This is a genomic window from Streptomyces sp. UNOB3_S3 (assembly GCF_020740895.1).
Lineage (GTDB): Bacteria > Actinomycetota > Actinomycetes > Streptomycetales > Streptomycetaceae > Streptomyces.
In genome coordinates, this window is record NZ_JAILXP010000012.1 from 1 (window position 1) to 23908 (window position 23908).

22 protein-coding genes are annotated in these 23908 nt (G+C 71.4%); 9 read left to right on the forward strand and 13 right to left on the reverse strand.

What is annotated here, in order from left to right:
* Window positions 1-93 precede the first annotated feature (93 nt).
* Window positions 94-1593 (reverse strand): hypothetical protein, encoded by a 1500-nt coding sequence (locus tag K6I33_RS02630; RefSeq protein WP_229348021.1) that lies wholly within the window; start codon window positions 1591-1593, stop codon window positions 94-96.
* A gap of 264 nt (window positions 1594-1857) precedes the next feature.
* On the opposite strand from K6I33_RS02630, the gene K6I33_RS02635 reads away from it, so the two are divergent.
* Window positions 1858-3687, forward strand: a complete 1830-nt coding sequence (locus tag K6I33_RS02635) for an endonuclease/exonuclease/phosphatase family protein (protein ID WP_229348022.1) — start codon at window positions 1858-1860, stop codon at window positions 3685-3687.
* A gap of 95 nt (window positions 3688-3782) precedes the next feature.
* Window positions 3783-4676: a 4-hydroxy-tetrahydrodipicolinate synthase gene (gene dapA, locus K6I33_RS02640; protein ID WP_229348023.1), complete on the forward strand. Its 894-nt coding sequence runs from the start codon at window positions 3783-3785 to the stop codon at window positions 4674-4676.
* Window positions 4677-4723: 47 nt separating this feature from the next.
* Here dapA and dapD read toward each other — a convergent pair whose 3' ends face one another.
* Window positions 4724-5719 carry a 2,3,4,5-tetrahydropyridine-2,6-dicarboxylate N-succinyltransferase gene (gene dapD, locus K6I33_RS02645; RefSeq protein WP_229348024.1) on the reverse strand — a complete coding sequence of 332 codons (996 nt, stop codon included), beginning with the start codon at window positions 5717-5719 and terminating at the stop codon, window positions 4724-4726.
* Between the two features lie 208 nt (window positions 5720-5927).
* Here dapD and K6I33_RS02650 point away from each other — a divergent pair, with 208 nt between their 5' ends.
* Both K6I33_RS02650 and K6I33_RS02655 read left to right on the forward strand, forming a co-directional pair.
* Complete coding sequence (locus K6I33_RS02650; RefSeq protein WP_229348025.1) at window positions 5928-7139, forward strand: S8 family peptidase; 1212 nt, start codon at window positions 5928-5930, stop codon at window positions 7137-7139.
* Window positions 7140-7162: 23 nt separating this feature from the next.
* On the forward strand, window positions 7163-8167 hold the full coding sequence (locus tag K6I33_RS02655; RefSeq protein ID WP_229348026.1) for an agmatine/peptidylarginine deiminase: 1005 nt from the start codon (window positions 7163-7165) through the stop codon (window positions 8165-8167).
* 42 nt (window positions 8168-8209) lie between these two features.
* On the opposite strand, the gene K6I33_RS02660 is transcribed toward K6I33_RS02655, so the two are convergent.
* The 8 genes from K6I33_RS02660 to K6I33_RS35945 all read right to left on the reverse strand — a co-directional run bounded on the left by K6I33_RS02660 (window position 8210) and on the right by K6I33_RS35945 (window position 14828).
* Window positions 8210-8548, reverse strand: a complete 339-nt coding sequence (locus K6I33_RS02660) for a metal-sulfur cluster assembly factor (protein ID WP_229348027.1) — start codon at window positions 8546-8548, stop codon at window positions 8210-8212.
* Window positions 8545-9009 (reverse strand): Fe-S cluster assembly sulfur transfer protein SufU, encoded by a 465-nt coding sequence (gene sufU, locus K6I33_RS02665; protein ID WP_229348028.1) that lies wholly within the window; start codon window positions 9007-9009, stop codon window positions 8545-8547. The genes K6I33_RS02660 and sufU overlap by 4 nt, the downstream gene beginning before the upstream one ends.
* Before the next feature lie 12 nt (window positions 9010-9021).
* On the reverse strand, window positions 9022-10275 hold the full coding sequence (locus K6I33_RS02670; RefSeq protein ID WP_229348048.1) for a cysteine desulfurase: 1254 nt from the start codon (window positions 10273-10275) through the stop codon (window positions 9022-9024).
* Window positions 10276-10277: 2 nt separating this feature from the next.
* Window positions 10278-11042 carry a Fe-S cluster assembly ATPase SufC gene (sufC, locus tag K6I33_RS02675; protein WP_229348029.1) on the reverse strand — a complete coding sequence of 255 codons (765 nt, stop codon included), beginning with the start codon at window positions 11040-11042 and terminating at the stop codon, window positions 10278-10280.
* A 7-nt stretch (window positions 11043-11049) separates the two neighbouring features.
* On the reverse strand, window positions 11050-11370 hold the full coding sequence (locus tag K6I33_RS02680) for a non-heme iron oxygenase ferredoxin subunit (RefSeq protein WP_189454976.1): 321 nt from the start codon (window positions 11368-11370) through the stop codon (window positions 11050-11052).
* Window positions 11367-12548 (reverse strand): Fe-S cluster assembly protein SufD, encoded by a 1182-nt coding sequence (gene sufD, locus K6I33_RS02685; protein ID WP_229348030.1) that lies wholly within the window; start codon window positions 12546-12548, stop codon window positions 11367-11369. Before sufD ends, K6I33_RS02680 begins: the two co-directional genes overlap by 4 nt.
* 61 nt (window positions 12549-12609) lie before the next feature.
* Window positions 12610-14031, reverse strand: a complete 1422-nt coding sequence (gene sufB, locus K6I33_RS02690) for a Fe-S cluster assembly protein SufB (RefSeq protein ID WP_229348031.1) — start codon at window positions 14029-14031, stop codon at window positions 12610-12612.
* Window positions 14028-14828, reverse strand: coding sequence for a helix-turn-helix transcriptional regulator (locus K6I33_RS35945; RefSeq protein ID WP_374283079.1), 801 nt, complete (start codon window positions 14826-14828; stop codon window positions 14028-14030). The genes sufB and K6I33_RS35945 overlap by 4 nt, the downstream gene beginning before the upstream one ends.
* A 137-nt stretch (window positions 14829-14965) precedes the next feature.
* Here K6I33_RS35945 and K6I33_RS02705 point away from each other — a divergent pair, with 137 nt between their 5' ends.
* The 3 genes from K6I33_RS02705 to K6I33_RS02715 all read left to right on the forward strand — a co-directional run bounded on the left by K6I33_RS02705 (window position 14966) and on the right by K6I33_RS02715 (window position 17714).
* Entirely contained in the window at window positions 14966-15892 is a 927-nt protein-coding gene (locus tag K6I33_RS02705) for an ABC transporter ATP-binding protein (RefSeq protein WP_229348032.1), read from the forward strand.
* Window positions 15889-16659 carry an ABC transporter permease gene (locus K6I33_RS02710; RefSeq protein WP_229348033.1) on the forward strand — a complete coding sequence of 257 codons (771 nt, stop codon included), beginning with the start codon at window positions 15889-15891 and terminating at the stop codon, window positions 16657-16659. Before K6I33_RS02705 ends, K6I33_RS02710 begins: the two co-directional genes overlap by 4 nt.
* Window positions 16660-16724: 65 nt before the next feature.
* A complete protein-coding gene (locus K6I33_RS02715) occupies window positions 16725-17714 on the forward strand; it encodes a heme A synthase (RefSeq protein ID WP_229348034.1) in 990 nt (329 codons plus the stop codon).
* On the opposite strand, the gene K6I33_RS02720 is transcribed toward K6I33_RS02715, so the two are convergent.
* The 3 genes from K6I33_RS02720 to K6I33_RS02730 form a co-directional block, all read right to left on the reverse strand.
* Window positions 17687-18748: an amidohydrolase gene (locus tag K6I33_RS02720; RefSeq protein ID WP_229348035.1), complete on the reverse strand. Its 1062-nt coding sequence runs from the start codon at window positions 18746-18748 to the stop codon at window positions 17687-17689. The genes K6I33_RS02715 and K6I33_RS02720 overlap by 28 nt on opposite strands.
* A 62-nt stretch (window positions 18749-18810) precedes the next feature.
* Entirely contained in the window at window positions 18811-19173 is a 363-nt protein-coding gene (locus K6I33_RS02725) for a hypothetical protein (RefSeq protein WP_229348036.1), read from the reverse strand.
* A 91-nt stretch (window positions 19174-19264) separates the two neighbouring features.
* A complete protein-coding gene (locus K6I33_RS02730; protein WP_229348037.1) occupies window positions 19265-20215 on the reverse strand; it encodes a heme o synthase in 951 nt (316 codons plus the stop codon).
* A 455-nt stretch (window positions 20216-20670) separates the two neighbouring features.
* On the opposite strand from K6I33_RS02730, the gene tkt reads away from it, so the two are divergent.
* Together tkt and tal are read left to right on the forward strand one after the other, a co-directional pair.
* Window positions 20671-22752: a transketolase gene (gene tkt, locus K6I33_RS02735; RefSeq protein WP_229348038.1), complete on the forward strand. Its 2082-nt coding sequence runs from the start codon at window positions 20671-20673 to the stop codon at window positions 22750-22752.
* A 40-nt stretch (window positions 22753-22792) separates the two neighbouring features.
* Complete coding sequence (gene tal / locus K6I33_RS02740) at window positions 22793-23908, forward strand: transaldolase (RefSeq protein ID WP_229348039.1); 1116 nt, start codon at window positions 22793-22795, stop codon at window positions 23906-23908.

Sequence of the window (23908 nt, forward strand, 5' to 3'; positions counted from 1 at the left end):
GGGTAATCGGGCGGGTGGGTGGGGTAGAACCGCGCCGAAGGCGCGGAAAACCCCCACGGCGGCGAGCCGAACGTCGGCGGAACCCAGCGGGAGCTATCCCCGCGAGCGCGCCTTGAACGCCGCCTTGCGCGCCGCCTTCGCCGCCGCCTTGTCCGGATGCAGCCTCCCCATCGCCTCCAGGACGTCCGCCGTCGCGGGGTGCTCCACCCGCCACACCGCGTCGAAGAAGCCGCTGTGCCCGCTGACCAGGCCCTCGACGAGTTCCCGCAGCTCCTCGGGGTCGTCCGCCTCCGTGTCCAGGCGGGCGGCGATCGTGTCGACGGTCAGCCAGTAGACCATGTCCTCGCCGGGCGGCGGGACGTCCGTCGCGCCGTGCTCCGCGAGCCAGACGCGGGCGAGGCCGCCGAGCTCCAGGTCGTCGAGGACCTCGCGGAGCGCGGGCTCGGCCCCGGCGTCGAGGAGGGAGAGCGTCTGCTGGCACATGAGGCGGCGCCCCGGCGCCTCCTCGTCCGCGCCGCGCGCGGCGGCGAGCAGCTCGCGGGCCGCGTCGAGGGGTGTGCGGCGGGCGAGCCACAGCTCGGCCTCGGCGCGCACGGCGAAGCCGGGGTGGCCGGGGAGCGCCATGAGGAGGTCGGTGGCGGAGGACTCGGCGAGGTCGCCGACGGCCGGGGCGTCGATGCCGGCGTCGAGCATCCGGGACCGTACGGCGAAGAGGCCGAGCGGGGTGAGGGCGACCATGCCGTAGCGGCTGACGTCCTCCTCCTCGGGGAGGTCGGAGGTCACGCCGTCGACGGACTCCCGGATGTGGCCCTCGCCGTCGACGACCTCGATCAGGGACTCGTCCACCGGCTGGTAGCGCACCAGGCCGGTCGGCGCGAGGATCCGGAACTGGTCGTCCAGGCGCATCATCGCGTCGGAGACCTCTTCGAGGACGTCGTCCGTGGGCTCGTCCATGTCATCCGGGACGATCATGGAGGCGGCGAGCGCGGGCAGCGGGACGGGCCGGTCGGGCGAGCCCTCGTCGAGCGCGGTCAGCAGGTAGAGGTTGCCGAGGACGCCGTCGAGGAAGTCGGCCTCCTCCTCGGGGTTCCAGTCGATCGCGTCGAGGTCGAGGTCGCCGTCGCCGTTCTCGGAGAGCTGCTCGACGAGGTCGCCGAGGTCGGGCGCGGCGGCGTCGGCCAGGACGGTCTCCAGGCCGCCGAGCCACAGGTCCAGGATGTCCTGGGGGCTGCCGGAGGTGAGCGTGGCCAGTTCCTCGCCGGCGGTGGCCGTGCCGTGGGGCTCGTCCGAGGAGACGTCGGCGGACTCGTCGGGGGACTCCGTGAATTCGACCAGGCCCGTGTCGAGCGCCAGCTGCCAGGCCTCGGCCGCGTACGCCGGGCCGTCCTCGTCGTCCTCCAGGCCGAGCAGCCCGGTCGCCGTCTTCAGCTGACCGGAGAGCAGTTCGCCGCCCGCGCCGACCGGGGTGCCCTCGCCGGCCCAGCGGGCGAGCTTCGCGGCGCGGGCGAACAGCGGCGCGGACAGCGCGTCGCGTGCGAGCTCCGCGTCGGAGGGGAGCCGCACCGGCGGCATGGTCGGGCGGTCTCCTGACATCAGGGGGACATCTCCTCGTCGTGACGGCCGCGCCGCGGTCCCGGGCGCGCAGTGCCCCACCTTAGACGGGTTTTCCGCACCGGCCCGCGCGCCGTGGGGGCCGTTACCGGCGGTTCATCGGCGGGTTGCCCGCCAACCCTTGACAACTGGCCGGAAATCAGCGGACATTGACGCGCGTAGATCACTCGTTGCTCGGATGACGGCGGGCGATCTCATCCGATCGGCATACCGGTCGCCCCCTCATCGCTCCCACCGGAGGACTTTGTGCTGTCCCACCGCCGCCGTGCCGCGACCGTCGGCTCCCTCATAGCCGGCGCGCTCGCGGCCGGGCTGATCGCCCCGGCCCAGTCCGCGAGCGCCGCCGACGCCGGTGTCCGCGTCCACGACATCCAGGGCACCACCCGTATCTCGCCGTTCGCCGGCAAGCAGGTCACGGACGTGCCGGGCGTCGTCACGGCTGTGAAGAACTTCGGCTCGGCCCGCGGCTTCTGGGTCCAGGACCCCCACCCGGACCGCGACGAGGCCACCAGCGAGGCGATCTACGTCTTCACCGGCGCGACCGCCCCGGCCGTCGCCGTCGGCGACTCCGTGCTCGTCTCGGGCACCGTCACCGAGTACTACCCCGGCGGCGAGGCGGCGGGCGGCCAGTCGGTCACCCAGCTGACCAAGCCCACCGTGACCGTGAAGTCCTCCGGCAACGCCCTGCCCGCCGCCGTCCGGCTCAACGCGGCCACCCTCCCGTCCCGCTACGCGCCCGACGCCCACGGCGGCTCCATCGAGGGGCTGCGACTGCAGCCCCGCCGCTACGCGCTGGACCGCTTCGAGTCCCTGGAGGGCATGCGGGTCGAGGTCCGTGACGTCCCCGTCACCGGCGCGACCAGCCAGTACAAGGACCTGTGGGTCACCACCGCGCCCCGGCACAACCGCACCCAGCGCGGTGGCGTCGTCTACGGCTCGTACGGCGACCCCAACGCCGGCCGGGTGAAGGTCGCCTCCCTGCTCCCTTACGCGCAGTACCCCTTCCCCGTCGCGAACGTCGGTGACGAGCTCTCCGGGGTCACGGCGGGCCCGCTCGACTACGACAACCACGGCGGCTACACCATCCAGGCCACCGCGCTGGGCACGCTCACCGACCACAAGCTCCAGCGCGAGACCACGCGCAAGCAGAAGAGCGACGAGCTGGCCGTCGCCACGTACAACGTGGAGAACCTCTCCCCCAAGACCCCGCAGGCGAAGTTCGACCGCCTCGCCGGGGCCCTGGTGACCAACCTCGCCTCGCCCGACATCGTCGCCCTGGAGGAGGTCCAGGACAACGACGGCACGACGAACGGCGGTGTCGTGGACGCCACGCAGACGCTGAAGAAGCTGACGGACGCCATCGTCGCCGCGGGCGGCCCCGCCTACCAGTGGCGGCAGATCGACCCCGTCGACGGCAAGGACGGCGGCCAGCCGGGCGGCAACATCCGCACCGCCTTCCTCTTCAACCCCGCGCGGGTCTCGTTCAAGGACATCCCCGGCGGTGACTCCACCACGGCCGTGCGGGTCGTCCGCGAGGGCGGCAAGGCCGGTCTCTCCGCCTCCCCCGGCCGCGTCGAGCCGGGGGACGCCGCCTGGACCAACAGCCGCAAGCCGCTGGCCGGTCAGTTCTCCTTCCGGGGCAAGGACGTCTTCGTCGTCGCCAACCACTTCAACTCCAAGGGCGGCGACCAGGGCCTCGACAGCCGCTTCCAGTCCCCGGCCCGCTCCTCCGAGACCCAGCGAACCCAGCAGGCCGAGCTCGTCAACGGCTTCGTCAAGCAGCTCCTCGCCGCCGACCGGAACGCCAATGTGATCGTCGCGGGCGACCTCAACGACTACCAGTTCTCGCCCGCCCTCAAGGCCCTCACCGCCGGCGGCGCCCTGACGGACCTGGTCGGCAAGCTCCCCGCGAAGGAGCGCTACGGCTATGTCTTCCAGGGCAACTCCCAGGTGCTGGACCACATCCTCACCAGCCGCCACGTGAGCCGCGTGGACTACGACATCGTCCACATCAACGCCGAGTTCGCCGACCAGGCCAGCGACCACGACCCGCAGGTGCTGCGCTGGAAGCCGTAGCAGTGCTTAGGAAAGTCGCTCAGAACATTTAAATAGACCTGTACGGTCGAAGGGCCCAGAATCCGGGGAGGCACCAGAACCCGGAGCGTGACGCCATGCCACCCACCAACCCCTTCGGCCGTACCGTCTGTGCGATGGTGACGCCGTTCACCGCCGACGGCGCACTCGACCTCGACGGCGCGCAGCGGCTCGCCGACCGCCTCGTCACGGAGGGCGGCTGCGACGGCCTCGTCCTCAGCGGCACCACCGGCGAGTCGCCGACCACCACCGACGCGGAGAAGAGCGCTCTCGTCACGGCCGTCGTCGAGGCCGTGGGCGACCGCGCCCGGATCACGGCCGGAGTGGGGTCGGCCGACACCCGGCACACCGCCGGACTGGCCCGGGCCGCCGAGCGGGCCGGCGCCCACGGCGTCCTGGTGGTCACCCCGTACTACAGCAGGCCGCCCCAGGAAGACATCGCGGAGCACTTCCGCACGGTGGCCGACGCGGTGGGCGTCCCGGTGATGCTCTACGACATCCCGGGCCGCACGGGCACCCGCATCGAGCCCGACACCATGCTGCGACTGGCCGAGCACCCGCGCATCGCCGGGGTCAAGGACTGCGCGTACGACCTGCTCGGCAGCTCGAAGGTGATCGCGGCGACGGGCCTCGCCTACTACTCCGGCTGCGAGGAGCTCAACCTTCCGCTGCGGGCGGTGGGAGGAACGGGCTATGTCAGCACCGTGGCCAACGTCGCGGGCCAGGCGCTGGCCGCCGTGCTGGACGCGTTCGACCGCGGTGAGAACGCGGAGGCGACCCGACTCCACCAGCGCGCCCTGCCCCTGACGGAGCGGATGATGGCCGCGGGCCTCCCCGGCACGGTCACGGCGAAGGCGTTGCTGGGAGCGCTGGGCCTCCCGGGCGGGCCGGTGCGGGCGCCGCTGCGCGCGGCGACGAAGGAGCGCACCGAGGCGCTGATGAAGGCGTACGAGGGCGTGGGCGCCCGGTAGTCCGGGCGCCCGGGGAGGGGCGGGGTCGAAACCCCGCCCCTACCGCGTCAGTCGTTGCTGTGCAGGATCTCGTTGAGCCCGCCCCACGTGCTCTTGTACGGGCGGGCCTCGACGGCGCCCGTGGTGGAGTTGCGGCGGAAGAGGATGTTGTCGGCGCCGGAGAGGGTCAGGGCCTTGACGATCTCACCGTCCGGCATCGTGACCCGGGTGCCGGCGGTGACGTAGAGGCCCGCCTCGACGACGCACTCGTCGCCCAGCGCGATGCCGATGCCCGACTCGGCGCCCAGCAGGCAGCGCTCGCCGATGGAGATGATCTGCTTGCCGCCACCGGACAGGGTGCCCATGGTGGAGGCGCCGCCGCCGATGTCGGTGCCGTCGCCGACGACGACGCCCGCGCTGATCCGGCCCTCGACCATGGAGGTGCCGAGCGTGCCGGCGTTGAAGTTGACGAAGCCCTCGTGCATGACGGTGGTGCCGGAGCCCAGGTGGGCGCCCAGGCGGACCCGGTCGGCGTCGGCGACGCGGACGCCGGAGGGGACCACGTAGTCGGTCATGCGGGGGAACTTGTCGACGCTGGTCACCTGGAGGTGGAGGCCCTCGGCGCGGGCGGCGAGGCGCGTGGCCTCGACCCGGTCCACGGGGACCGGGCCCAGCGAGGTCCAGGCGACGTTGGCGAGCAGGCCGAAGATGCCGTCGAGGTTCTGGCCGTGCGGCTTGACCAGACGGTGGGAGAGCAGGTGCAGCCGCAGGTAGGCGTCGTGCGCGTCGGCCGGCTTGTCGTCGAGCGAGGCGATGACCGTGCGGACGGCGACGACCTCGACCCCGCGGCGCGGGTCCGGGCCCACCGCCTTGAGGGCGCCCTCGCCGAGCAGTTCCGCGGCCCGCTCGGCGGTCAGCCGCTCGGTGCCGGCCGGGCCGGGCGCGTCGGCCAGCTCGGGGGCCGGGAACCAGGTGTCGAGGACGGTGCCGTCCTCGGCGAGGGTGGCGAGGCCGGCGGCGATGGCGCCGGTGGTACGGGAAGCGGGAGCAACAGCATCGGTCATGTCCGGAAACCTAACCGGACCGGCCCGTCCAAGGCGAACCGGCCGCCCCTCCCCACCCCTTACCGGCCTTCCACGCGCCGCTCACACGGATGGCGCAGCCCCGCCAGCCGGTCGGCCGCGCTCGCGTCGCCCGCTCGAATGAACCGGCATATCCAGTGGAGTGGGCGCTCCCGCCCACCCCTTTCGTCCCGTCGTGAACGGATGCCGCATGAGACAGCTCCGACGCTGCCTGACCACGGCCCTGGTCCTGGCCCTCCCGCTCACCGCCGCCCCGGTCGCGGCGGCCGACCACGGCCCCGGCCACGGGCGCCCGGCGCACCGGGCACCGCTGCGCAGGACGGCCGGCGAACCGGTGTCCGGGCACTACATCGTCACCCTGCGCAAGGGCGCCAGCCCGCGCACGCTGACGAGCGTGCTGGGCGTCGTCCCGGACCGCATCTACACCCACACCCTGACCGGCTTCGCCGCCCGGCTCACCCCGCAGCAGCTGGAGGCCGTGCGCAGCTCCCCGGAGGTCGAGGCCGTCGAGGAGGACGCGGTCTACGCCCAGGCGGCCGAGGGCCCCCCGTCCATACGTCCCCGGGCGGCGACGGACTCCTGGGGCCTGGACCGCGTGGACCAGCGCAACCTCCCCCTGGACGGCCGGTTCACCGTCAACGGCACCGGTGAGGGCGTCACCGCCTACATCATGGACACCGGCATCGACTACTCCCACCCCGACTTCGGCGGCCGGGCCCGCAAGGGCGTCGACGAGGTGACCACGGGCGGCGACGGCCGGGACTGCACCGGCGGCAGCGGCCACGGCACCCATGTGGCGGGGGTGGTGGGCAGCGCGACGTACGGCGTGGCGCGCCGGGCGTCGCTGGTCAGCGTGCGCGTGCTGGACTGCGCCGGGCGGGGCACGACGTCGGCCATCGTGTCCGGCTTCGAGTACGTGGCCACGAGCGCGCCGCCCGCGTCGGTCCTCAACGCCTCCCTCGTCGGCCCCGTCTCGCAGGCCCTGGACAACGCCGCCAACAGCGTCGCCGCCAAGGGGACGCCGGCGCTGGTCGCGGCCGGCAACTCCAACGACAGCGCCTGCAACCACTCCCCGGCCGCCGCCCTCCAGGCCCTGGCCGTGGGCGCGACCAACCGCATGGACCAGATGACGGACTTCACCAGCTACGGCCCGTGCGCGCGGATCCTCGCCCCGGGCGATGAGATCCTCTCGCTGCGGCTGGGCGGCGGCACCACCACCAAGAGCGGCACCTCGCAGGCCACCCCGTTCGTCACGGGCGTCGCGGCCCTGTACAAGGCGCAGAACCCCGCCGCGAGCTCGGCGACGGTCGTCAACTGGCTCATCTCGCAGTCCACCAAGGACGTGGTGTCGGACATCAAGCCCGGCACGCCCAACCGGCTGCTGTACACGGGCGGCCTCTGACGGACGATCATGGGCATCCGACGATGAATCACCTGCCCGCCGAGGCACGGCCGCACGCGCGGACCTGTCTGGGCTGGCCCCCGGCCGGCCCGGTCCGGGGCGGGCGGACGGCCGCCGTGCGCGAGGACGTCGCCGCGGTCGCCCGGACGGTCGCCGACTACGAGCCGGTCGTGATGCTCGCGTCCCCGCGGGACGCGGCGGACGCCCGCCGGGCGTGCGGCGGCGCGGTGGAGGTCGTGGAGGTGCCGGTGGACGACCTCTGGCTGCGCGACTCCGGGCCGGTGTTCGTCACCGGCGAGGACGGCACGGTCTCCGGGATCGACTTCGGCTTCAACGGCTGGGGCGGCAAGCGGGAGCACTCCCGGGACGGCCTGGTGGCCCGTCGGCTGCTGAAGTGGGCCGGCGTCCCACGCGTCGAGGCCCCGCTGGTCGCCGAGGGCGGCTCCCTGGAGACCGACGGCGACGGCACGCTGCTCGTCACGGAGAGCTCGCTGGTCGACGAGAACCGCAACCCGGGCCGCTCCCGCGACGACATCGAGCGGGCCCTCACCGGGCTGCTCGGCGTCCGGAAGGTGATCTGGCTCCCGGGCGTGCGCGGCGAGGACATCACCGACTGCCACATCGACGCCCTCGCCCGCTTCGCCGGGCCCGCCACCGTGCTCCTCAGCCGTCCGCCCGCCGGTGCGGCGCCCGGTGTGTGGACGCGGGTGTACGAGGAGTCCCGCGCGGCCCTGGAGTCGGCCGCCGACGCCCGCGGCCGCACCCTGGAGATCATCGAGATCCCGGAGCCCGCCCCCGCCGCCCTGGGCGAGCGCGGCCCGGACTTCCTGGGCTCCTACGTCAACTACTACGTGGCGAACGGCGCCGTGATCGTCCCCCGCTTCGGCGACCGCCGGGCCGACGAGGAGGCGGCGGCCATCCTCGGCTCCCTCCACCCGGGACGTGAGGTGCGCACCGTGGGCATCCCCGCGCTCGCCGAGGACGGGGGCGGGATCCACCGCGCCACACAGCAGCAGCCCGCCTCCTGAGGGTTCAGGAGGCGGGCCGGCCGCTGTCGGAAGGCGGGTCGCTCAGACGTTGAAGCCCAGCGCGCGGAGCTGCTCGCGGCCCTCGTCGGTGATCTTGTCGGGGCCCCACGGCGGCATCCAGACCCAGTTGATCCGGAGCTCGTTGACGATGCCGTCGGTGGCCGACTTCGCCTGGTCCTCGATGACGTCGGTCAGCGGGCAGGCCGCGGACGTCAGGGTCATGTCGAGGGTGGCGATGTTGGCGTCGTCGATGTGGATGCCGTAGATCAGGCCGAGGTTGACGACGTCGATGCCCAGCTCGGGGTCGACCACGTCGTAGAGGGCCTCGCGGACCTCCTCCTCGGTGGCCGGCTTGGTGGTCACCTCTGCGTTGTCGCTCATGCGGTCTTCCTTTCAGCGCCTTCGCCCAACGCCTGGGCGGTCGCGTCCTTCCACGCCATCCAGCTCAGCAGAGCGCACTTGACGCGTGCGGGGTACTTGGAGACACCGGCGAACGCGACCGCGTCCTCCAGCACCTCCTCCATGGCGTCGTCCGGCTCGATCCGGCCCTTGGACTGCATCAGCTCCAGGAACGTCTCCTGGATCCGGCGGGCCTCGTCGAGGTCCTTGCCGACCAGCAGCTCGTTGAGCACCGAGGCGCTCGCCTGGCTGATGGAGCAGCCCTGGCCCTCGTACGAGACGTCCTCGACCGTCTCACCGGACATCCGCACACGCAGCGTGATCTCGTCGCCGCACGTGGGGTTGACGTGGTGGACCTCGGCGTCGCCGTCCCGCAGACCGCGTCCATGGGGATTCTTGTAGTGGTCCAGGATCACGTCCTGGTACATCGAATCAAGCTTCACAGTCAGCCCTTGTCACCCGAAGAAGTTCCGTACGTGCTCCAGGCCCTCGATCAGCGCGTCGACCTCGCCGGGGGTGGAGTACAGGTAGAACGACGCTCGCGTGGTCGCCGGAATTCCGTAGCGGAGGCAGACGGGGCGGGCGCAGTGGTGGCCGACCCGGACCGCGATGCCCTGCTCGTCGAGTACCTGGCCCACGTCGTGCGGGTGGATGTCGCCGAGGGTGAAGGAGACGGCGGCGCCGCGGTCCTCGGCCGTGGTGGGGCCGATGATCCGCAGGTCGGGGACCTCCTGGAGCCTGCGGATCGCATACTCCGTGATCACGTGCTCGTGGCGGGCGATGTTCTCCATGCCGATCGAGGTGAGGTAGTCCACCGCGGCGCCGAGGCCGACGGCCTGGGCGATCGGGGGCGTACCGGCCTCGAACTTGTGCGGCGCGGGGGCGTAGGTGGAGGAGTGCATCGAGACGGTCTCGATCATCTCGCCGCCGCCGAGGAACGGCGGGAGGTCCTCCAGCAGCTCCTGGCGGCCCCACAGGACGCCGATGCCGTCCGGGGCGCACATCTTGTGGCCGGTGAAGGCCACGAAGTCGGCCTGGAGCGCCTGGACGTCCAGGGGCATGTGCGGGGCGGCCTGGGAGGCGTCGATGACGACGAGCGCGCCGACCTCCTGGGCGCGGCGGACGATCGCCTCGACCGGGTTGACCGTGCCCAGGATGTTGGAGACCAGGACGAAGGAGACGACCTTGGTCTTCTCCGTGATGACCTGGTCGATGTTCGACAGGTCGAGGCGGCCGTCGTCGGTGAGGCCGAACCACTTCAGCTTCGCGCCCGTGCGCTGCGAGAGCAGCTGCCACGGCACGATGTTGGAGTGGTGCTCCATCTCCGTGATGACGATCTCGGTGTCGTGGTCCACGCGGTAGGGCTCGTCGGCCCAGCCGAGCATGTTCGCGACGAGGTTGAGCGACTCGGAGGCGTTCTTGGTGAAGATCACCTCATCGCGGCTCGGGGCGTTGATGAAGGCCGCGACCTTGTCGCGGGCGCCCTCGTACAGCGCCGTGGCCTCCTCGGCGAGCACGTGCACGCCGCGGTGGACATTGGCGTTGTGCCGCTCGTAGTGGGCGTTGATCACGTCCAGGACCTGGCGCGGCTTCTGGGAGGTGGCCGCGTTGTCCAGGTAGATCAGCTTCTTCCCCTCGTGGACCACGCGGTCCAGGATCGGGAAGTCCTTGCGGATCGCGTCGGTGTCGAGGAGGCCCGGCAGCAGTATTGTCACGCCGTTACGCCACCCTTCACGTACGCCTCGTAGCCCTCGTTCTCCAGCTTGTCGGCGAGCTCGGCACCGCCGGACTCGACGACGCGGCCGTTCGCGAAGACGTGCACGAAGTCGGGCTTGATGTAGCGCAAGATGCGCGTGTAGTGGGTGATCAGCAGGGTGCCGACGTCACCGGTCTCGCGGACGCGGTTGACGCCCTCGGAGACGATGCGCAGGGCGTCGACGTCCAGGCCGGAGTCGGTCTCGTCGAGGATCGCGATCTTCGGCTTGAGGAGCTCCAGCTGGAGGATCTCGTGGCGCTTCTTCTCACCGCCGGAGAAGCCCTCGTTGACGTTGCGCTCGGCGAAGGCCGGGTCCATCTGGAGACGCGCCATGGCCTCCTTGACCTCCTTCACCCAGGTGCGCAGCTTGGGGGCCTCGCCGCGCACGGCGGTGGCGGAGGTGCGCAGGAAGTTGGAGACCGAGACACCGGGGACCTCGACCGGGTACTGCATGGCGAGGAAGACACCGGCGCGGGCGCGCTCGTCGACGGACATCTCCAGGACGTCCTCGCCGTCGAGGGTGACGGTGCCGCCGGTGATCGTGTACTTGGGGTGGCCGGCCAGCGAGTAGGCCAGGGTCGACTTGCCGGAGCCGTTGGGGCCCATGATGGCGTGGGTCTCGCCCTGCTTCACGGTCAGGTCGACGCCCTTGAGGATCTCCCGGGGGCCGTTCTCGGCTTCGACGGAGACGTGCAGGTCGTGGATCTCAAGCGTTGCCATGGGGAACTCAGGACTCCTGGGTGACGGAGACGAGCACGTCGTCCCCTTCGATCTTGACGGGGTAAACGGGGACGGGCTGCGTCGCGGGGAGGCAGTCGGGCTTGCCGGTGCGCAGGTCGAAGCTGGAGCCGTGCAGCCAGCACTCGATGTGGCAGTTCTCCACCTCGCCCTCGGAGAGGGAGACGTTCGCGTGGGAGCAGATGTCGTTGATCGCGAACACCTCGCCCTCGGTGCGGACGATCGACACCGGGGTGCCGTCGACCTCGACGCGCTTGGGCGTGTCCTCCTCGAGCTCGCCGAGGGAGGCCACCTTCACGAACTCGCTCATGCGACCGATGCCTCCAGCTCTTCCTCGATCTTGGCGATGAGGCGCTCCTCCAGCTCGGGGATGCCGATCTGCTGGACGAGCTCGGCGAAGAAGCCGCGGACGACCAGACGGCGGGCCTCGTGCTCCGGGATACCGCGGGCCATCAGGTAGAACAGCTGCTCGTCGTCGAAGCGGCCGGTCGCCGAGGCGTGGCCGGCGCCGACGATCTCACCGGTCTCGATCTCCAGGTTGGGGACCGAGTCGACGCGGGCGCCGTCGGTGAGGACGAGGTTGCGGTTGAGCTCGTAGGTGTCGGTGCCCTCGGCCTCCGCGCGGATGAGGACGTCGCCGATCCAGACCGCGTGCGCGTCCTTGCCCTGCAGCGCGCCCTTGTAGACGACGTTGCTGCGGCAGTGCGGGGTGTCGTGGTCGACGAAGAGGCGGTGCTCCTGGTGCTGGCCGTTGTCGGTGAAGTACAGGCCGTAGAGCTCGGCCTCGCCGCCGGGGGCGCCGTAGACGACCCGGGGGTGGAGGCGGACCAGGTCGCCGCCGAAGGTGACGATCACGGACTTGAAGGAGGCGTCACGGCCGACCAGCGCGGTGTGCTGGGCGGCGTGGACGGCGGTGTCGTCCCAGTCCTGGACGGAGACGACGGTGAGCTTGGCGCCGTCGCCGATGAGGTACTCGACGTTGGCGGCGAGGGTGGCGTCACCGGTGTGGTCGATGACGACGACGGCCTCGGCGAAGGCGCCGATCTCGATGACCTGGTGGCCGAAGGCCACGCCGCCCTCGCCCCGCACGGAGATCCGCACGGGCTCGGAGAGCACGGCGTCCTTGGGGATCGAGACGACCGAGGCCTTCTCGAAGGAGCTGTACGCCTGGGCGGCGACGCGGTCGACCGGCTTGCCCGACCGGCCCAGCCGGGCGTCGTCGCGGCCGACCGTCTCCACGGTCACGCCCTGGGGGGCCTCGACCTCGACCTTGACGCCGGCGCCGTCCGCGACCGCCGTGCCGTCGTGCAGACCGCGCAGGCGCGCCAGCGGGGTGAAGCGCCACTCCTCCTCGCGGCCGTGGGGCACGGGGAAATCGGCGACGTCGTACGAGGCGGGCGCGCTCACTCGCGCGTCGATGGGCTGCCGGGGGCCGCCCACCTGGATGGCGCCGTCGGTCGTGCTGCCGGCGGGAGTGTTGTCAGCCATGGCTGTCGTCGTGCTCTCTTCCTGTCACAAAGGGTTCGCTGCGATGGGGCGGTGGCGGCGGCTAGCCGACCGAGCCTTCCATCTGCAGCTCGATCAGCCGGTTGAGCTCCAGCGCGTACTCCATGGGCAGCTCTCGGGCGATCGGCTCGACGAAGCCGCGCACGATCATCGCCATGGCCTCGTCCTCGGACAGACCGCGGCTCATCAGGTAGAAGAGCTGGTCGTCGCTGACCTTGGAGACGGTCGCCTCGTGGCCCATGGAGACGTCGTCCTCGCGGACGTCGACGTAGGGGTAGGTGTCCGACCGGGAGATGGTGTCCACCAGCAGGGCGTCACAGAGCACGTTCGACTTGGAGCCGTGGGCGCCCTCGCCGATCTCGATCAGGCCGCGGTAGGAGGTACGGCCGCCGCCTCGCGCCACCGACTTGGAGACGATGTTGGAGGAGGTGTTCGGCGCCATGTGGACCATCTTGGCGCCGGCGTCCTGGTGCTGGCCCTCGCCGGAGAAGGCGATGGACAGGGTCTCGCCCTTGGCGTGCTCGCCCATCAGGTAGACGGCCGGGTACTTCATCGTCACCTTGGAGCCGATGTTGCCGTCGACCCACTCCATGGTCGCGCCCTCGTAGGCCACGGCGCGCTTGGTGACCAGGTTGTAGACGTTGTTCGACCAGTTCTGGATCGTCGTGTAGCGGCAGCGGCCGCCCTTCTTGACGATGATCTCCACGACGGCGCTGTGCAGCGAGTCGGAGGAGTAGATCGGGGCGGTGCAGCCCTCGACGTAGTGGACGTAGGCGTCCTCGTCGACGATGATCAGCGTCCGCTCGAACTGGCCCATGTTCTCCGTGTTGATCCGGAAGTAGGCCTGCAGCGGGATGTCGACGTGGACACCCTTCGGCACGTAGATGAAGGAGCCGCCGGACCACACCGCGGTGTTCAGCGAGGCGAACTTGTTGTCGCCGACCGGGATCACCGTGCCGAAGTACTCCTGGAAGAGCTCGGGGTGCTCCTTCAGGGCGGTGTCGGTGTCCAGGAAGATGACGCCCTGCTGCTCCAGGTCCTCGCGGATCTGGTGGTACACGACCTCGGACTCGTACTGGGCGGCGACACCGGCGACCAGGCGCTGCTTCTCCGCCTCGGGGATGCCCAGCTTGTCGTAGGTGTTCTTGATGTCCTCGGGCAGGTCCTCCCAGGAAGCGGCCTGCTTCTCGGTGGAGCGCACAAAGTACTTGATGTTGTCGAAGTCGATGCCGGAGAGGTCGGAGCCCCAGGTCGGCATGGGCTTCTTGTCGAAGAGCCGCAGGCCCTTCAGGCGGAGCTTGAGCATCCACTCGGGCTCGGACTTCTTGGCCGAGATGTCGCGGACGACCTCCTCGGAGAGGCCGCGCTTGGCCGCGGCACCGGCCTCGTCGGAGTCGGCCCAGCCGTATTCGTACGTGCCCAGGCCCTCGAGCTCAGGGTGGGCAGTCTCCGTGGGGAGAGTCATGCGGGGTTCCTCCCGGCCGTGCTGGTGGATGCGGTGGTGGTCTTTTTGGGGATGAACGTCGTGCACACTCCGTCGCCGTGGGCGATGGTGGCAAGACGCTGCACATGTGTCCCGAGCAGGCGGGAGAAGACCTCGGTCTCCGCCTCGCACAGCTGCGGGAACTGCTCGGCGACATGGGCGACCGGGCAGTGGTGCTGGCAAAGCTGTTCGCCGACCGGTGCGCTACGCGCCGTAGCAGCGTACCCGTCCGCGGTCAATGCCCGGGCGAGAGCCTCCGCGCGGTCCTCGGGGGCGACGGCCTCCAGGGCCTCGCGATACCCCTCGGCCTGGGCGGCCATCCGGGCCCGGGCGAACGCGGCGACGGCGGCCTCGCCCATCTCGCCGCCCCCGGCGGACTGGGCGATCCAGCGCAGGGCGTCCTGGGCGAGCTTGTCGTAGGCCTGGTCGAAGGCGTCCCGGCCGCAGTCGGTGAGGGCGAAGACCTTGGCGGGCCGGCCGCGGGTGCGCGCCCCGTAGACGCGCTTCTCGCGGGCCTCGACGACGCCCTCGGCGACGAGGGTGTCGAGGTGCCGGCGGACGGCGGCGGAGGTCAGCTCCAGCCGCACGGCCAGCTCGGCGGCGGTGGAGGGCCCGTGGTCGAGAATGGACCGGGCGACGCGATTGCGGGTGCCGTGCTGCTCGTCATGAGCGCGCTGCTCGGGAGCCGGCACCTCCCGCGACGGTGCGGGCAGGGCCGGGCGCGACCCGGTGGCCGCCTCGGCCACGGGGCTCTGTGAAGCCTCGCCCGCGTATTTCACAACACCATTGTTGCGTAATTAGCCGAAGAGCGACAAGCTCCACCGGGTCACGGAACGGTGGCTTTGATCACTTAGGGTCACCTAACCCCACACCCCGCCGGGGTCCGTTCCGCCCCGCCCTCCGTACACTTCCCCGCATGCATGAAGAGCCCGCGGTCGAGGTCCACGGCCTGGTCAAGCGGTACGGGACGAAAGCCGCGGTGAACGGTCTCGACCTGACCGTCGCGCGCGGCGGCGTGACCGCCGTCCTCGGCCCCAACGGCGCCGGGAAGACCACCACCATCGAGACCTGCGAGGGCTACCGGCGGCCCGACGCCGGCACCGTCCGCGTCCTCGGCCTGGACCCCCTCGCCGACGCCGCCGCCCTGCGCCCGCGCGTCGGCGTGATGCTCCAGAGCGGCGGCGTCTACGCGGGCTCGCGCGCCGAGGAGATGCTGCGCCACACCGCGTCCCTCCACGCCCACCCCCTGGACGTGGGCATGCTGATCGAGCGGCTCGGGCTGGGCGACTGCGGCCGCACGACCTACCGCAGGCTCTCCGGCGGCCAGCAGCAGCGCCTCTCGCTCGCCATGGCCGTCGTCGGCCGCCCCGAGCTGGTCTTCCTCGACGAGCCGACGGCCGGCCTGGACCCGCAGGCCCGCCGCGCCACCTGGGACCTGGTGCGCGAGCTGCGCGCCGACGGCGTCACGGTCGTCCTGACCACGCACTACATGGACGAGGCGGAACAGCTCGCCGACGACGTCGCCATCATCGACGGCGGCAAGGTCATCGCCCAGGGCAGCCCGGAGGAGCTCTGCAAGGGCGGCGCCGAGAACACCCTGCGCTTCAGCGGCCGGCCCGGCCTGGACCTCGCCTCGCTCCTCAAGGCGCTGCCCGCCGACTCCGCCGCCGCCGAGCCGGTCCCCGGCTCGTACCGCGTCAACGGCACGGTCGACCCGCAGCTGCTCGCGACGGTGACGTCGTGGTGCGCCCAGCACGGGGTCATGCCGGACCGCATAACGGTCGAGCGGCACACTCTTGAGGACGTCTTCCTGGAACTGACTGGTAGGGAGCTGCGCGCATGACCGCCACCGGCACCTTCGCCCCCCGGCCCGGGGCCGCGCCGCTGTCGCGGATGATCCGCGCGCAGGCCGCCCTGGAGACCCGGATGCTGCTGCGCAACGGCGAGCAGCTGCTGCTGACCGTGGTCATCCCCACGCTCCTGCTGGTCCTCTTCAGCTCCGTCGACATCATCGACACCGGTGACGGCAAGGCCGTCGACTTCCTGGCGCCCGGGGTGCTGGCCCTGGCCGTGATGTCCACGGCCTTCACCGGGCAGGCCATCGCGACGGGCTTCGAGCGCCGCTACGGCGTGCTCAAGCGGCTGGGCGCCTCCCCGCTGCCGCGCTGGGGGCTGATGACCGCGAAGACGGCCTCGGTACTGGTCACCGAGGTCCTCCAGATCACGCTGCTGACGGTCATCGCGTTCGCGCTCGGCTGGTCGCCGCACGGCAACCCGCTCGCCGTCGTCCTACTGCTCCTCCTGGGGACGGCCGCCTTCTCCGGGCTGGGCCTGCTGATGGCCGGGACGCTGAAGGCCGAGGCGACGCTCGCGGCGGCCAACCTGGTCTTCCTGCTCCTGCTGGTCGGCGGCGGTGTGATCGTCCCGCTGGAGAAGTTCCCGGGCGCCGTGCGCACCGCGCTGGAGGCGCTGCCCATCTCGGCGCTCTCCGGCGGCCTGCGCGACGTGCTGCGCGACGGGGCGGGCATGCCCTGGGCGGACCTCGGCATCCTCGGTGTGTGGGCCGTCCTGGGCCTGGGCGCGGCCGCGCGGTTCTTCCGCTGGGAGTAGGACGCGCCGGGGCCACACCGGACCCTCGTGAATCCGTGCACAAGCGCCCCCTTACGATGACTTCCGTGCCGAAAACGCTGAACCCCCTCCAGCTCGTCGCCGACCGCTGGCAGCCCTCCGCCCGCTTCGTCCAGCGGGCCGCGTTCGCCTGCGTGGTCATGTCCGTGATCATCGTCGTGACGGGCGGCGCCGTGCGGCTCACCCAGTCCGGCCTCGGCTGCCCGACATGGCCGACCTGCACCGAGGACAGCCTGACGCCCACGCCCGCGATGGGCATCAACGGCGTCATCGAGTTCACCAACCGCATGCTGACGTACGTGCTGTGCGCGGTCGTCGGCGTGGCGATCGTGGCGGCACGCGCGCGTGCCCCGCGCCGCCGCAGCCTGACGAAGCTCGGCTGGGCGCAGTTCTGGATCGTCGCGAGCAACGGCATCATCGGCGGCATCACCGTGCTGACGGGCCTCAACCCGTACATCGTCGCCGCGCACTTCCTGGCGGCCACCTCGCTGCTGACGGTGGCCACGGTCATGTGGCTGCGGACCCGCGAGGGCGACGACGAGCCGCGCGACCTGGTGGCCCGTCCGGTGCGTCAGCTCGGCTGGGTGCTGGTCGTCGCGAGCGCGCTGCTGATCGTGGCGGGCACGGTGGTGACCGGCTCGGGCAAGCACGCGGGCGACGCCTCCAAGGACGTCCACCGCATCCCGCTGGACTGGCACGAGGTCACCCAGCTGCACGTCGACTTCGTCTACATCGTCATCGGCCTCACCGTGGCGCTGTGGTTCGCGCTGCGGGCCGTGAACTCCCCCGAGGGCCCGCGCCGCAAGGTCGTCGAACTGTTCGTCGTGATCATGCTCCAGGGCGCGATCGGCTATGTGCAGTACTTCAACGACTCGCCCGAGGTGATCGTCGGCGCCCATATGCTCGGCTCCTGCGTGATGTGGGTCGCCGTGCTGCGGGTCTTCCTGTCGCTGCGCGAGCGCGGCGAGGCGCCGGTGCTGCCCACTCCCGCCGGTGAGCACGAGGCGCTTCAGACGGCCGCCGCGTCCAGCCGGTAGACCCTGCGCGCGGTGCCGGCCGCGACGAGGGAGGCGATCCTTGCCGCCTCCGCCGCCCGGCACCACCCGTCGGCCACCCAGTCGCGCATCAGCCGCTCCATGGCGCGGGTGAACAGCCGGGCGGCCACCACGTACATCTCCGCCAGAGCCCGCGCCCCGGTCGAGAACAGCAGCTTGCCGAACGGCGCCTCGCGCAGCGTCTCCTCCGGCCGGGCCCCGACGTCCGCGTAGACGTGCGGGAAGGCGGCGGCCAGCTGGGCCGCCTGCCGGCGGTGCCAGGGGTCCGCGAGCAGCACCAGGTCCACGCCCCGGCTCGCGGTGGCCCGCAGGAAGCCGGCCAGCCGCTGCGGGCGGGCGCAGTGCAGCTGGACGGGCAGGCCCGTGGCGACCGCGCTCCACAGCAGATGCCGGATCAGCACGGGGTCGTCCGGCGTGTCGCCGGTGCGGCGCGTGCGCAGCCACCGTCCCGTCGCCTCGCGCACCTCGGCGGCGTCCGGTGGGCTGTCGTCGCAGAAGGTGACGCCGGTGGCGAAGGCGGTGGCGCGGCCGGAGGCCGTGTAGAGCGCTTCGGCCGTATACGCGAGGAAGGCGTCCAAACCGGCGTCCAAACCTCCGGTCGTGTCGGCGATTCGCGCGGCCAGCGGTTCGAGCCGGACGACCTCGTGGGCGCGGCCCCCGGCGGCGCGGGCCAGCTCGTCCGGCGAGGTGAGGACGCCGGTCGCGCCCGCCTCCAGCAGGAACGTCCCGATGCCCGCGCCGCGCAGCAGGAGCCGGCCGGCGCGGTAGGCGCCCAGTTCACGGCGGCGGGCCAGATAGCGCACGGGCGCGCAGTGCGGCTCCAGCCCCAGCAGGGGCGGGCACCAGCGGCGTACGGCCAGGCCCGCGCGGCTGTCGAAGAAGGTGGTGCCGGGCGGCGCGGGCCCGGTGGACCCGGCGGCGTCGGCCAGATGGGTCTCGAACTCCCCGAGCCCTATGTCCGCGTGGACGGCGCCGTGGCTGTGCTGGTCGACGAGCGGCGGTATGCCACCGTCCATCCGGCCGTCCATCGCGTACCCCCCACTCGCCGTCCCGGTGGGTCTAACGGATGAAGGGGCCGTCAGTTATCGCCGGGGTTGCGCGGCCCGCCGATCTGGATGCCGGCCATGCGGGACCACTCGTACGGGCCCGTACGGACCTTGGCCGCCATTTCGCCGTCGAAGTCGTCGTGGAGGGTGATCCCGGCGATCCGGGCCGCCTCCTGGGCGGTCTCGAAGTCGCGGGCGACGAGGTTGCCCCATTCGCCGTTGGCGCCGACGAGGGCGATCCGGGTGGTGCCGCGGGCGATGTGCGCGAGCTGGCCCTCCGCGCCGCCGCCGTGGCTCTTGGCGAAGGCGGTGATCTGCTTCGCCAGCTTCGCCGCCTGCTTGGGGTTCGCCGCCGTCTGCTCGGGGTCGGCCGCTGCCTGCTTGGTGTCTGCCATGGCCAGGATGCTACCGACGGGTAGCCGAAACGGCGATGGGCGGCGCGGGTGGCCTTGACCACCCGCGCCGCCCATCGGGACGGTCCGCGGCCTAGCGCAGGAACGGGTCGATCGCGACCGCCGTGAACAGCAGCGAGACGTAGGTGATCGACCAGTGGAAGAGGCGCATCTCCTTGAGCTTGGCGCCCGTGATGCCGGCCTTGGCGCGGGCCTGGAGGGCGTGGGCCTCCTTCAGCCAGAAGGCGCCGCACAGCACGGCCACGGCCGTGTAGAACCAGCCGGTGTAGCCCAGCGGCTGGAGCAGCAGCGACACGCCGACCATCACCCAGCTGTAGAGGACGATCTGCTTGGCCACGGCCTTGTTGCCCGCGATGACCGGCAGCATCGGCACGCCGACGCGCTCGTAGTCGTCCTTCACCTTCATCGACAGCGGCCAGTAGTGCGGCGGCGTCCAGAAGAAGATGACGAGGAAGAGGATCAGGGAGGCCCAGGAGACCTCGTTCTTCACCGCGGACCAGCCGATGAGGACCGGCAGGCAGCCCGCGATGCCGCCCCACACGATGTTCTGCGCGGTACGCCGCTTGAGGATCATCGTGTAGACGACGACGTAGAACGCGTTGGCGCCGAGCGAGAGCATCGCCGACAGGGGGTTGACCAGGTACCAGAACCACACCGTCGAGCCGAGCGTCAGCGCGGCGGCGAAGACCAGGCACTCGCGGGGCGACACCATGCCCGTGACCAGCGGCCGCTGGGACGTACGGTCCATCATCGCGTCGATGTCGCGGTCGTAGTACATGTTGAACGCGCCGGCGCCGCCGGCGGACAGGTAGCCGCCGACGCAGGTGGCCAGCACCAGCCACAGGTCCGGGACGCCCTCGGCCGCGAGGAACATCACCGGCACCGTCGTCATCAGCAGCAGCTCGATGACGCGCGGCTTCGTCAGTGCCACGAAGCCCTTGACCCGGGCCCCGAACGGCCGGTGGACCGGGTGACCCGGGCTCTCGGCGAGCACGCCCGCAGGACGGGATTCGACGGCCGTCACGCACACCCCTGAGAGAGATAAGGCCAGCAAGCTCGTCCGGGCGTGAATCCCGGGTAAAGGCTTGCGCGTACTACGCCACTCTAGACGCAGGGGACAGCGGGTCCTCCGCCGGGGTGGGGTCGTGTTGAGGCACCGCGCCCACCGGGCCGAACGGGGCCGAACCCGGCAGAACGGTCCCCTCCGGGAGGCGGGCGGGCGCCGGGCCCGGCAGGCTGGAGAGGAGGCCCCCGCACCGGGGAGGGAATGATTCCCGCCCGGGTGCGGTTGCCCGGGTCGGCGATCGGATGGTCGAGGACCGCTCGACGGGAACTCGACGATCAAATGAGAGCCGCTCAGCCCGACTGTGAGTCGAAAAAACGCCCGTCCACGCGGGGGTAGGCTCGTCAGCGCCGCGTCGTGGCGGAACATACCGCCCCCGGCAGATCGCATTTGTGGAGAGGAGCCCTGATCCGAGGGTGAGCACCAAGCCGACCACCACAGACCTCGAATGGACCGAACTGGACCAGAGGGCAGTCGATACCGCCCGCGTCCTGGCCATGGACTCCGTGCAGAAGGTCGGCAACGGCCATCCCGGCACGGCCATGAGCCTGGCTCCCGCCGCCTACCTGCTCTTCCAGAAGCTGATGCGGCACGACCCGAGTGACGCCGACTGGGCCGGCCGCGACCGGTTCGTCCTCTCCCCGGGCCACACCAGCCTGACCCTGTACACCCAGCTCTTCCTGGCGGGCTACGGGCTGGAGCTCGCGGACCTCAAGGCGTTCCGCACCTGGGACAGCAAGACCCCGGGCCACCCGGAGCACGGCCACACCGTCGGTGTGGAGACCACCACCGGCCCGCTGGGCCAGGGCATCGCCAACGCCGTGGGCATGGCCATGGCCGCCCGCTACGAGCGCGGCCTGTTCGACCCGGAGGCCCCGAAGGGCGAGTCCCCCTTCGACCACACCGTCTGGGCGATCGTCTCCGACGGCGACCTGGAGGAGGGCATCTCCGCCGAGGCGTCCTCGCTGGCCGGTCACCAGAAGCTGGGCAACATCGTCGCCCTGTACGACGACAACCACATCTCGATCGAGGGCGACACCGAGACCGCCTTCTCCGAGGACGTCCTCAAGCGCTACGAGGCCTACGGCTGGCACGTCCAGCGCATCGAGCAGGGCGCCAACGGCGACTTCGACATCCAGGCGCTGTACGCGGCCTTCCGGGCCGCCAAGGCCGAGACCGAGCGCCCGTCGATCATCGCGGCCCGCACGATCATCGCCTGGCCGGCCCCGAACGCCCAGAACACCGAGGCCTCGCACGGCTCGGCGCTCGGCGACGCCGAGGTCGCCGCGACCAAGAAGGTCATGGGCTTCGACCCCGAGCAGACCTTCCAGGTCGAGGCCGAGGTCCTCGCCCACGCCCGCCAGGTCGTCGACCGCGGCCGCGCGGCCCGGGCCGCCTGGGACAAGCAGATCCAGGTCTGGCGCGAGGCCAACGCGGAGCGCGCCGCCGAGTTCGACCGCATCGTCGCGGGCGAGCTGCCCGACGGCTGGGAGAAGGCCCTCCCGGTCTTCCCGGCCGGCAAGGACGTCGCGACCCGCAAGGCCTCCGGCGAGGTCCTCAAGGCGCTGGGCGGCGTGATCCCCGAGCTGTGGGGCGGCTCCGCCGACCTCGCCGGCTCGAACAACACCACGATCGACCCGTCGTCGTCCTTCCTCCCCGAGGGCAACCCCCTCCCGGAGGCGAACCCGTACGGCCGCACGATCCACTTCGGCATCCGCGAGCACGCCATGGGCTCGACGATGAACGGCATCGCGCTGCACGGCAACACCCGGGTCTACGGCGGCACCTTCCTGGTGTTCTCCGACTACATGCGCCCGGCCGTGCGCCTGGCCGCGCTGATGAAGCTGCCGGTCACCTACGTGTGGACGCACGACTCCATCGGCCTCGGCGAGGACGGCCCGACCCACCAGCCGGTCGAGCACATGGCCGCGCTGCGCGCCATCCCGGGCCTGAACATGGTCCGCCCGGCCGACGCCAACGAGACGGCCATCGCCTGGCGCGAGATCGTCAAGCGCCACACCGCCAAGCCCGCGCCGCACGGTCTGGCCCTCACCCGCCAGAACGTCCCGACGTACGAGGCCAACGAGGGCGCGGCCAAGGGCGGCTACGTCCTGTTCGACGCCGAGGGCGGCCGCCCGCAGGTGATCCTGATCGCCACCGGCTCCGAGGTCCAGCTGGCCGTCGAGGCCCGTGAGGCGCTCCAGGCCGAGGGCGTCCCGACCCGTGTGGTCTCGATGCCGTCCGTCGAGTGGTTCGAGGAGCAGGACCAGGCGTACCGCGACGGCGTGCTGCTGCCGGACGTCAAGGCCCGTGTGGCCGTCGAGGCCGGCATCGGCCTGACCTGGTACCGCTACATCGGCGAGGCCGGCCGGATCGTCTCGCTGGAGCACTTCGGCGCCTCCGCCGACTACAAGGTGCTCTACCGCGAGTTCGGCCTGACCTCGGACGCCGTGGTCGAGGCCGCCCGCGAGTCGCTCGCCGACGCCGCCCGTCGCTGACGACGACGCCCGTATTCAACCTGTAGGAGATGCAGAACCCATGACAGACGCACTCAAGCGCCTCTCCGACGAAGGCGTCGCGATCTGGCTGGACGACCTGTCCCGCAAGCGCATCACGTCCGGCAACCTGGCCGAGCTCATCGACCAGAGCCACGTGGTGGGTGTCACGACCAACCCGTCGATCTTCCAGAAGGCGATCTCCGGTGGCGAGGGCTACGAGCAGCAGCTCACCGACCTCGCCGCCCGCAAGGTCACGGTCGACGAGGCCATCCGCATGATCACGACGGCGGACGTCCGTGACGCCGCCGACATCCTGCGCCCGGTCTTCGACGCCACCGGCGGCCAGGACGGCCGGGTGTCCATCGAGGTCGACCCGCGCCTGGCGCACAACACGGTCGCCACGGTCGCCGAGGCCAAGCAGCTCGCCTGGCTGGTGGACCGCCCCAACACCCTGATCAAGATCCCGGCCACCAAGGCGGGCCTGCCGGCCATCGCCGAGGTGATCGGCAAGGGCATCAGCGTCAATGTCACGCTGATCTTCTCCCTCGAGCGCTACCGCGCGGTCATGGACGCCTACCTGACCGGTCTGGAGCAGGCCAAGGCCGCCGGCCAGGACCTGTCTCTGATCCACTCGGTCGCGTCCTTCTTCGTGTCCCGCGTGGACACCGAGATCGACAAGCGCCTGGACGCGCTGGGCACGGACGAGGCCAAGGCCCTGCGCGGCAAGGCCGCCCTGGCCAACGCCCGGCTGGCCTACCAGGCCTACGAGGAGGTCTTCTCCTCGGACCGCTGGCTGGCCCTGGAGAAGGCCGGCGCCAACAAGCAGCGCGCCCTGTGGGCCTCGACCGGCGTCAAGGACCCGGCCTACAAGGACACGCTGTACGTGGACGACCTGGTGGCGCCGAACACGGTGAACACCATGCCGGAGGCCACCCTGGAGGCCACCGCCGACCACGGGCAGATCACCGGTGACACGGTGCGCGGCACGTACGAGCAGGCCAAGGCCGAGCTCGACGCGCTGGCGAAGCTGGGCGTCTCGTACGACGAGGTCGTCCAGCTGCTGGAGGACGAGGGCGTCGAGAAGTTCGAGGCGTCGTGGAACGACCTGCTGAAGTCCACTGAGGCGGAGCTCAAGCGCCTCGCTCCGGAGGCGTGA